This window comes from Streptomyces sp. NPDC037401, assembly GCF_055602345.1.
Map to the genome: position 1 here is coordinate 169,596 of NZ_JBVJWO010000014.1, position 9,266 is coordinate 178,861.

Annotated in this window: 7 protein-coding genes; 3 read left to right on the top strand and 4 right to left on the bottom strand. The window is 70.4% G+C overall.

The features are described from left to right. Window positions 1-50 precede the first annotated feature (50 nt). The 3 genes from ACZ7H1_RS17420 to ACZ7H1_RS17430 all read right to left on the bottom strand — a co-directional run bounded on the left by ACZ7H1_RS17420 (window position 51) and on the right by ACZ7H1_RS17430 (window position 2,992). The gene (locus ACZ7H1_RS17420) at window positions 51-845 is read right to left on the bottom strand and encodes a DsbA family protein (protein ID WP_470787535.1); all 795 of its coding nucleotides are present in this window, start codon (window positions 843-845) and stop codon (window positions 51-53) included. Between the two features lie 76 nt (window positions 846-921). After that, window positions 922-1,608, bottom strand: coding sequence for a hypothetical protein (locus ACZ7H1_RS17425; protein ID WP_470787536.1), 687 nt, complete (start codon window positions 1,606-1,608; stop codon window positions 922-924). A 58-nt stretch (window positions 1,609-1,666) separates the two neighbouring features. After that, a complete protein-coding gene (locus ACZ7H1_RS17430) occupies window positions 1,667-2,992 on the bottom strand; it encodes a DUF2252 domain-containing protein (RefSeq protein ID WP_470787537.1) in 1,326 nt (441 codons plus the stop codon). Window positions 2,993-3,159: 167 nt separating this feature from the next. On the opposite strand from ACZ7H1_RS17430, the gene dnaE reads away from it, so the two are divergent. Beyond that, window positions 3,160-6,699 carry a DNA polymerase III subunit alpha gene (gene dnaE, locus ACZ7H1_RS17435; protein WP_470787539.1) on the top strand — a complete coding sequence of 1,180 codons (3,540 nt, stop codon included), beginning with the start codon at window positions 3,160-3,162 and terminating at the stop codon, window positions 6,697-6,699. A gap of 80 nt (window positions 6,700-6,779) precedes the next feature. Here the strand turns inward: dnaE and ACZ7H1_RS17440 are convergent, their stop codons facing one another. Next, window positions 6,780-6,947: a hypothetical protein gene (locus ACZ7H1_RS17440; RefSeq protein ID WP_470787541.1), complete on the bottom strand. Its 168-nt coding sequence runs from the start codon at window positions 6,945-6,947 to the stop codon at window positions 6,780-6,782. A 231-nt stretch (window positions 6,948-7,178) separates the two neighbouring features. On the opposite strand from ACZ7H1_RS17440, the gene ACZ7H1_RS17445 reads away from it, so the two are divergent. Together ACZ7H1_RS17445 and ACZ7H1_RS17450 are read left to right on the top strand one after the other, a co-directional pair. After that, complete coding sequence (locus ACZ7H1_RS17445) at window positions 7,179-8,426, top strand: NYN domain-containing protein (RefSeq protein ID WP_470787542.1); 1,248 nt, start codon at window positions 7,179-7,181, stop codon at window positions 8,424-8,426. Window positions 8,427-8,588: 162 nt separating this feature from the next. After that, a partial coding sequence (locus ACZ7H1_RS17450; RefSeq protein WP_470787643.1) for an ABC transporter ATP-binding protein occupies window positions 8,589-9,266 on the top strand: 678 nt, incomplete at its 3' end.

Here is a 9,266-nt window from a genome sequence, read left to right on the forward strand (position 1 = left end):
CGGGCGAACTGTGAAAGTTCGCCCGCCCGTTGCCCCGTCTTGACCCGGTGTCAGCCCTTCAGGGCCTTGTCGATCGCCGCGGCGAACGACTGCGGCGTCTGCGGGAGGTCGATCTGCTTGCCGTCCATCTTCAGGGTCGGGGTGCCCTTCACGCCGCTCTTGTCGAACGACTTCGACATCTCGACGGCCCAGCGGTCGTACGTTCCGTCCGTCACGGCCTTCTTGAAGGCGGCGTTGCCCTTCAGGGCGGGCACCGAGTCCGCGAGCTTGAGCAGGTAGTCGTCCTTGGCGAACTTGTCGTCGTTCTCCGCGGGGTGGTTCGAGGCCGAGTACAGCGCCGACTTGTACGCGAGGAAGGCCTCGGGGCTGACGTCGAGCGCCGCGCCCAGCGCGCTCAGCGCGTTCTTCGACCCCGTGCCCGGGGCGACGTTGTCGATGAAGGTCGCGCCGATGAACTTCACCTTGTACTTGCCCGCGTCGACGTCCTGCTTGATCTGCTCGCCGGCGGTCTGCTCGAAGGTCGCGCAGACCGGGCAGCGCGCGTCCTCGTACAGCTCCAGGGTCTTCTTGGCGTCCTTCTTGCCGATGACCACGGTCGTGCCCTTGTCGCCCGAGGCGTTCTTCGGGACGACGAGCTCCTTGGTGGGCGCGGCGTCCCACGCGGAGGGCTTGTTCGCCTGCATGACGCCGTACCCGATGCCGCCCGCCAGGGCGAGGACGCCGACGACCGCGCCCGCGACCGTGATCTGGCGGCGGGTCTTGTCCTTCTTGGCCTGGCGCTCGCGCTCCGCGCGCAGCCGCTCGCGGGCCGCGTCCTTGTTCGCCTTGCTGTTGCGGTTGCTCATGGTGGATCTCCGTCGGTGTTGGAAGCGTGGGTGCCCGTACGGGCAGGGATCGGCCCGGAACGGGGGAGTGCCGTCGTCAGATGCCGGAAGGCACCGCTACGGGGGGTCCACGCAGACCCACGGAGTGCACGGGGAAGCGGGTGCGGGCCACGGCACCCGCGCGGCCGGCCGGCAGCGGGCGCCGGGCGGGCCGGGTCCGCGCGGCGGCCGAGGCCACCGCGAGGAGCAGCGGACGGAACGCGAAGGCGCCGACCGAGGTCAGCAGCCGGCCCACGGCGCGCTCGCCGCGGCGCAGCCAGAAGGCGGCCAGCAGGCCCACGGCGACGTGCCCGCCCAGCAGCAGCCAGGGCGTGAGCGGGTCGGGCGAGGCCAGCAGCACCGCCGGGTCGCCGACCGGGCCGGCCACGCCCGCGAGCGGAGCGCCGGCCGGTCCGCCGCCGCAGAGCACGTCGATGCCGACGGCCCGCAGCGGCCCGGACACCGGCCCGCCGGCCGGGCCGTAGCAGACGTGCTGGCCGGCGGTGAAGACGGTGTCCGCGGCCAGTTCCAGCGGTACGAGCAGCCCGGCGATCCGCCAGAAGCCGCGCTCGCGCCCGGCCAGTGCGTACGCGACCGAGAACACGGCGGCGCCCAGCGCGCCGATCAGGGTGACCGGCAGCGGCACGCCCGAGCTCAGCACGTGCGACGCGGCCGAGAGCACCACGACGACGGCGCTGAACAGCGCCGCCCGCAGTGCTCTGAGCCGTATCCCTGAGAAGTCCATCGCCCGGAAGTGTCGCACGATTGCCTGTGAAGTCGGACCTCTGCCCTCCCGCGGTCCCTTACCTGGTCAGACGGCCGTTGCGGAACAGGTCCACGAAGATCTGGTGGTCGGCGCGGGCCCGGGCGCCGTACGCGTGGGCGAAGTCGGCGAGCAGCTCGGGGAAGCCCTCCTCGTCCGCCGCGATGGCCGCGTCGATGGCACGCTCCGTCGAGAACGGCACCAGCGACTGCCCGCTCTCGTCGGCGTCTGCCGCGGCGTGCATCGTCGCCGTCGCCCGGCCCAGGTCGGCCACGACGGCCCTTATCTCCTCGACGTCGTCGATGTCCGACCAGTCCAGGTCCACGGCGTACGGCGAGACCTCCGCCACCAGCTGCCCGGTGCCGTCCAGCTCCGTCCAGCCCAGCCACGGGTCGGCGTGCGCCTGGAGCGCCCGCTGCGAGATCACCGTGCGGTGCCCCTCGTGGTGGAAGTAGTCGCGGACCGCCCGGTCGGTCACGTGCCGGGACACCGCCGGGGTCTGCGCCTGCTTCAGGTAGATCACGACGTCGTTCTCCAGGGCGTCGCTGTGCCCCTCCAGCAGGATGTTGTACGAGGGCAGCCCGGCCGAGCCGATGCCCACGCCCCGCCGTCCCACCACGTCCTTGACCCGGTACGAGTCCGGCCGCACCAGGCTCTCCTCCGGAAGCGTTTCCAGGTAGCCGTCGAACGCCGCGAGGACCTTGTAGCGGGTGGCCGCGTCCAGCTCGACCGCGCCGCCGCCCGCCGAGAACCGGCGCTCGTAGTCCCGTATCTCCGTCATCGAGTCGAGCAGCCCGAAGCGGGTACGGGCGCGGGCCGCGCGCAGGGCGCCCAGCAGCGGGCCGTCCGAGGTCTCCAGGGTGAAGGAGGGCACTTCCTCGTACTTCGCGCCGGCCGCCAGCCGGTGGATCCGCTCGCGGTAGGCGGCGGCGTACGTCCGCACCATGTCGGTGATCTGCCCGTCGCTGAGCGCCTTGGAATAGCCGATCAGCGCGACCGAGGCGGCGAAGCGCTTGAGGTCCCAGGTGAAGGGGCCGACGTAGGCCTCGTCGAAGTCGTTCACGTTGAAGACGAGCCGGCCGTGGGAGTCCATGTACGTGCCGAAGTTCTCCGCGTGGAGATCGCCGTGGATCCACACCCGCCCGGTCCGCTCGTCCAGGAACGGCCCGCCGTGCCGCTCCCGCTCCAGGTCGGCGTAGAACAGGCACGCCGTGCCGCGGTAGAAGGCGAAGGCGGACGCGGCCATCTTCCGGAACTTCACCTGGAAGGCCGCGGGGTCGGCGGCGAGGAGCTCGCCGAACGCCGTGTCGAAGACGTCGAGGATCTGCTCGGCGCGCTGCTCGGTCGTCGTCTCGGGGACCGCCATGGCAGGTGCCTCCTGGTGCGGGGTGGGACGGATCGTCGGTCAGGTGTTCTCGGTCACTGCAACGCCCGACCGTACCCGCGAGTGCCCGGGTTGTGTCACCCGCCCGACGTAGACTTCAACGCTGCCCCCCCATCCTGTCGGCGATTGTTTTCCGGAGGTCCAGCGCCGTGGCCAAGCAGCCGTTCACGCACCTGCACGTTCACACCCAGTACTCGCTGCTGGACGGTGCTGCGCGGCTCAAGGACATGTTCAGCGCCTGCAACGAGATGGGCATGACGCACATCGCCATGTCCGACCACGGCAACCTGCACGGCGCCTTCGACTTCTTCCACTCCGCGAAGAAGGCCGGCATCACGCCGATCATCGGCATCGAGGCGTACGTCGCCCCCGAGTCCCGGCGCAACAAGCGCAGGATCCAGTGGGGACAGCCGCACCAGAAGCGGGACGACGTCTCCGGCTCCGGCGGTTACACCCACAAGACGATCTGGGCGGCGAACGCCACGGGGCTGCACAACCTCTTCCGGCTGTCCTCCGACGCCTACGCCGAGGGCTGGCTGACCAAGTGGCCCCGCATGGACAAGGAGACCATCTCCAAGTGGTCCGAGGGCCTGATCGCCTCCACCGGCTGCCCCTCCGGCGAGGTGCAGACCCGGCTGCGCCTCGGACAGTTCGACGAGGCCCTCCAGGCGGCCTCGGACTACCAGGACATCTTCGGCAAGGGGCGCTACTTCCTGGAGCTGATGGACCACGGCATCGAGATCGAGCGCCGGGTCCGCGACGGCCTCCTGGAGATCGGCAAGAAGCTCGGCATCCCCCCGCTGGTCACGAACGACTCGCACTACACCTACGCGAGCGAGGCCGGGGCGCACGACGCCCTGCTGTGCATCCAGACCGGCAAGAACCTCTCCGACCCGGACCGCTTCCGGTTCGACGGCTCCGGCTACTACCTGAAGTCGACCGACGAGATGTACGCGATCGACTCCTCGGACGCCTGGCAGGAGGGCTGCGCCAACACCTGGAAGGTCGCCGAGCAGGTCGACATGGCGGGCATGTTCGAGGAAAAGAACCTCATGCCCAAGTTCGACATCCCCGAGGGCTACACCGAGGTCACGTGGTTCCGCGAGGAGACCATGCGCGGCATGCACCGCCGCTTCCCGGGGGGCATCCCCGAGGACCGCATGAAGCAGGTCGAGTACGAGATGGACACCATCATCTCGATGGGCTTCCCGGGCTACTTCCTCGTCGTCGCCGACTTCATCATGTGGGCGAAGAAGCAGGGCATCGCGGTGGGACCCGGCCGGGGCTCCGCGGCCGGCTCGATCGTCGCGTACGCCATGGGCATCACCGACCTCGACCCGATCCCGCACGGCCTGATCTTCGAGCGGTTCCTCAACCCCGAGCGCATCTCGATGCCCGATGTCGACATCGACTTCGACGAGCGCAGGCGCGTCGAGGTGATCAGGTACGTGACCGAGAAGTACGGCGCCGACAAGGTCGCCATGATCGGCACTTACGGCACCATCAAGGCCAAGAACGCCATCAAGGACTCCGCGCGCGTCCTGGGCTACCCGTACGCCATGGGCGACCGGCTCACCAAGGCCATGCCCGCCGACGTCCTCGGCAAGGGCATCCCGCTCTCCGGCATCCTCGACCCGCAGCACCCGCGCTACGGCGAGGCCGGCGAGATCCGCGGGATGTACGAGAACGAACCCGACGTGAAGAAGGTCATCGACACCGCCCGCGGCGTCGAGGGCCTGGTCCGCCAGATGGGCGTGCACGCCGCCGGCGTGATCATGTCCAGCGAGACGATCACCGACCACGTGCCCGTCTGGGTCCGGCACACCGACGGCGTCACCATCACCCAGTGGGACTACCCGAGCTGCGAGTCGCTCGGCCTGCTGAAGATGGACTTCCTCGGCCTGCGCAACCTCACGATCATGGACGACGCCGTCAAGATGGTGAAGGCCAACAAGGGGATCGACATCGATCTCCTGGCCCTCCCGCTCGACGACCCCAAGACCTTCGAGCTCCTCGGCCGCGGTGACACCCTCGGCGTGTTCCAGTTCGACGGCGGGCCGATGCGTTCGCTGCTGCGGCTGATGAAGCCCGACAACTTCGAAGACATCTCCGCCGTGTCGGCCCTCTACCGGCCGGGCCCGATGGGCATGAACTCCCACACGAACTACGCCCTGCGCAAGAACAAGCAGCAGGAGATCACCCCGATCCACCCGGAGCTGGAGGAGCCGCTGCGGGAGGTCCTGGACGTCACCTACGGCCTGATCGTCTACCAGGAGCAGGTCCAGAAGGCCGCCCAGATCATCGCCGGCTACTCGCTCGGCGAGGCCGACATCCTCCGCCGCGTGATGGGCAAGAAGAAGCCCGAGGAGCTCGCGAAGAACTTCGTGATCTTCGAGGCCGGCGCGAAGGAGAAGGGCTTCAGCGACCAGGCGATCAAGGCGCTGTGGGACGTCCTGGTCCCCTTCGCGGGCTACGCCTTCAACAAGGCCCACTCCGCCGCCTACGGCCTGGTCTCCTACTGGACCGCCTACCTGAAGGCGAACTACCCGGCCGAGTACATGGCCGGCCTCCTCACCTCGGTCAAGGACGACAAGGACAAGTCCGCGATCTACCTGAACGAGTGCCGGCGCATGGGCATCAAGGTGCTCCCGCCGAACGTGAACGAATCCGAGTCGAACTTCGCCGCCCAGGGCGACGACGTGATCCTCTTCGGCCTCACGGCAGTCCGCAACGTCGGCCAGAACGTCGTGGACTCGATCATCAAATGCCGCAAGGCCAAGGGGAAGTACAGCTCCTTCCCCGACTTCCTCGACAAGGTCGAGGCCGTCGTCTGCAACAAGCGCACCGTCGAGTCGCTGATCAAGGCCGGCGCCTTCGACGAGATGGGCCACACCCGCAAGGGCCTGGTCGCCCACCACGAGCCCATGATCGACAACGTGGTCGCGGTCAAGCGCAAGGAGGCCGAGGGACAGTTCGACCTGTTCGGCGGCATGGGCGACGAGGAGAGCAGCGAACCGGGCTTCGGGCTCGACGTGGAGTTCTCGGACGTCGAGTGGGAGAAGTCGTACCTGCTCGCCCAGGAGCGCGAGATGCTCGGCCTCTACGTCTCCGACCACCCGCTGTTCGGCCTGGAGCACGTGCTGTCCGACAAGACGGACGCCGGCATCTCCCAGCTCACCGGCGGCGAGCACGGCGACGGGGCGGTCGTCACCATCGGCGGCATCATCTCCGGCCTCCAGCGCAAGATGACCAAGCAGGGCAATGCCTGGGCCATCGCCACGGTCGAGGACCTGGCCGGCTCGATCGAGTGCATGTTCTTCCCCGCCACCTACCAGCTCGTCTCCACCCAGCTGGTCGAGGACACCGTCGTCTTCGTCAAGGGCCGCCTCGACAAGCGGGAGGACGTCCCCCGGCTGGTCGCGATGGAGATGATGGTCCCCGACCTGTCCTCCGCGGGCACCAACGCCCCGGTGGTCCTCACCATCCCGACGGTCAAGGTCACCCCGCCCATGGTCAGCCGACTGGGTGAGATCCTGCGCCACCACAAGGGCAACACCGAGGTCCGGATCAAGCTGCAGGGGCCGCGCACCACCACCGTGCTCCGGCTCGACCGGCACCGGGTCCAGCCCGACCCGGCCCTCTTCGGCGACCTGAAGGTCCTGCTCGGCCCGTCCTGCCTGGCTGGCTGACGGCGAGCCGCGTACGCGCGAAGGGCGCGCCCGGAAGACCGGGCGCGCCCTTCGTCGTACCTGCCGAGCAGGCGAAGGCGTCAGTTGTGGCCGAACTTCTTCTGCTTGCCCTTGCGCGCCATGTCCATCGGACTGGGTGCCGACGACGCGGAGTCGGACGACGTATCCGCCGAACTCCTCGCCGGATCCTGCTGCGACGATCGGTCCTGCTGCTTGGCCGGCTGCTGGCGGTTCTTGTTCTTGGCCATGGTGAAGCCTCCTGTGAGGGTCTAGGGGCCAGGGCCGCCTTCACACTCACATATCACCCTATACCGCGCATTTTGGATCATTACTGCGCGTAATCGGTGGAACGCCTGCGGAACTTTGCGATCCGCCACGCCGGTGATCGAGTTCCGGCCGTCAACGCCCTTACGGTCGGGCAGACTCGGGGAAAACCGAACCATCCCCCGGTCTTCGGAGGGGGACCCCCAGGGAAGTGGGTGGAACGCGTGGACCGCTGCGTCGTCCTGGTGGACGCCGGCTATCTGCTGGGCGCCGCCGCGAGTCTCCTCGCCGGGGAGCCCTCGCGCTCCCGCATCACCGTCGACCATGCCGCCCTCATCCAGGGCCTGCGCGAGCGCGCCGAGGCGGACACCGAACGCCCTCTGCTGCGCATCTACTGGTTCGACGGGGCACCCGACCGGGTGCCCCAGCCCGAGCACCGCAGGCTGCGCGTCATGCCCCGGGTCACCGTCCGGCTGGGCGCCCTGACCCGCAGCGACGGCCGCTGGGCCCAGAAGGGCGTCGACGCCGCCATGCACGCCGAGCTCACCGAGCTGGCCAGGAACCGCGCCTGCTCCGACGTGGTCCTGGTGACCGGCGACGGCGACCTGCTGCCCGGCCTGATGTCGGCCAAGGAACACGGCGTGGCCGTCCACCTGTGGGCCGTCCAGGCCGCCGACGGCGACTACAACCAGTCCGAGGACCTGGTCGCCGAGGCCGACGAACGGCGCGTCCTCGACCGGGCCTGGATCACCCGGGCCGTCCGCGCCAAGGACCTCGCCGGCATCTGCGCCCCGCCCCCGGCGCCCCGCCCCGAGATCGCCGCGATCCTCTCCGCCCCGCTCCCCGAGGCCGCCCTCGCCGAGGCCGCCCGCAACGGCACCGCCCCCGCCCCGGCCGCCGGGAACGACACCCCGGCCGCCACCCCCGCCTCCGCGGCCAAGGGCATCCCCACCCCCAAGGACCTCGCCGGGCTGCGCGCGCACGCGCCCGTCCCCGGCCCGCAGACCGCCCCGCCCGCCGGCACCGCCACCCTGCGCTGGTCCTCCGACCGGGGCTGGATCGAGCGCGGCGGCCCGCTCGGCGAACCGGCCGAGACCGCCTCCCTGCCCACCCTCGCCCAGCTGACCAGCGCCGAGCAGCGCTGGGCGGACCGCGAGGAGGACATCACCACCGTCGGCGGCGACCCCTTCGAAGTCGGCCAGGTCTTCGCCCGCCGCTGGATGGAACGCCTCCCCGAGACCGTCCACCTCCAGAAGCTCGCCACGCTCTACCCGCGCATCCCGCACCGCATCGACGGGGAGCTGCTGCGCTACGCGGCCCGTTTCGGCCTGCTCGCCCACAAGGACGACCAGATCGACGAGCACGACCGCTATGCCATCCGGGCCGGGTTCTGGCGCGAGATCGACGTCAGGGCCGCCGCCGAACACGTCCCCGGCACCCCGGCCTCTCCGGTCCCCGACTAGCGGGGAACCTGCCGTTGTGGGGGCGGGGCGTGGCCCCGGGAGCGTCGGCCGCCGCCGAACCCCGTAGGCTGCTCCCTCGTGAGCACGGGCACAGCACAGGCGGGACAAGCCGCGGAACACGGCGATCGGCCCCCCAGGGCGGGGGCTGCCGAGCCGCCCGCCGTGGTCTGCGCGGTCCGTGATCTCGTCAAGACGTACCCGCCGCTGCGGGGCGGGCGCGGCACCCCGGCCCTGCCCGAGGTCCGGGCCACCGACGGCATCTCCCTGGAGATCCGCCGCGGCGAGATCTTCGGGCTCCTCGGCCCCAACGGCGCCGGCAAGTCCACCCTGGTGCGCCAGCTGACCGGCCTGATGCGCCCCGACTCCGGTTCCGTGGAGCTGCTCGGGCACGACCTGGTACGCCACCCCGAGCGGGCCGCCCGGCTGCTGGCCTACCTCGGGCAGGAGTCCACCGCCCTCGACGAGCTCACCGTGGCGCTGGCGGCGGAGACCACCGGGCGGCTGCGAGGCCTGGACGCCCGCACCGCACGCGCCGAGCGCGACGCCGTCCTGGCCGAACTGGGCCTGGAGCCCATCGCCGGCCGTCCGCTGAAGAAGCTGTCCGGCGGCCAGCGGCGGCTGGCGTGCTTCGCCGCCGCGCTGGTCGGCGAGCGGCCCGTCCTGGTCCTCGACGAGCCGACCACCGGCATGGACCCGGTGGCCCGGCGCGCCGTCTGGAGCGCCGTGGACCGGGGGGGCGCCGAGAGGGGTGGCACGGGCGGGGTTCTTCCCCCCAAAGCCACCCAGGGCGAAACCGCCCCCGACCGCGTCTCCCCTTTCTACCACGGGCAGGTCACTCAC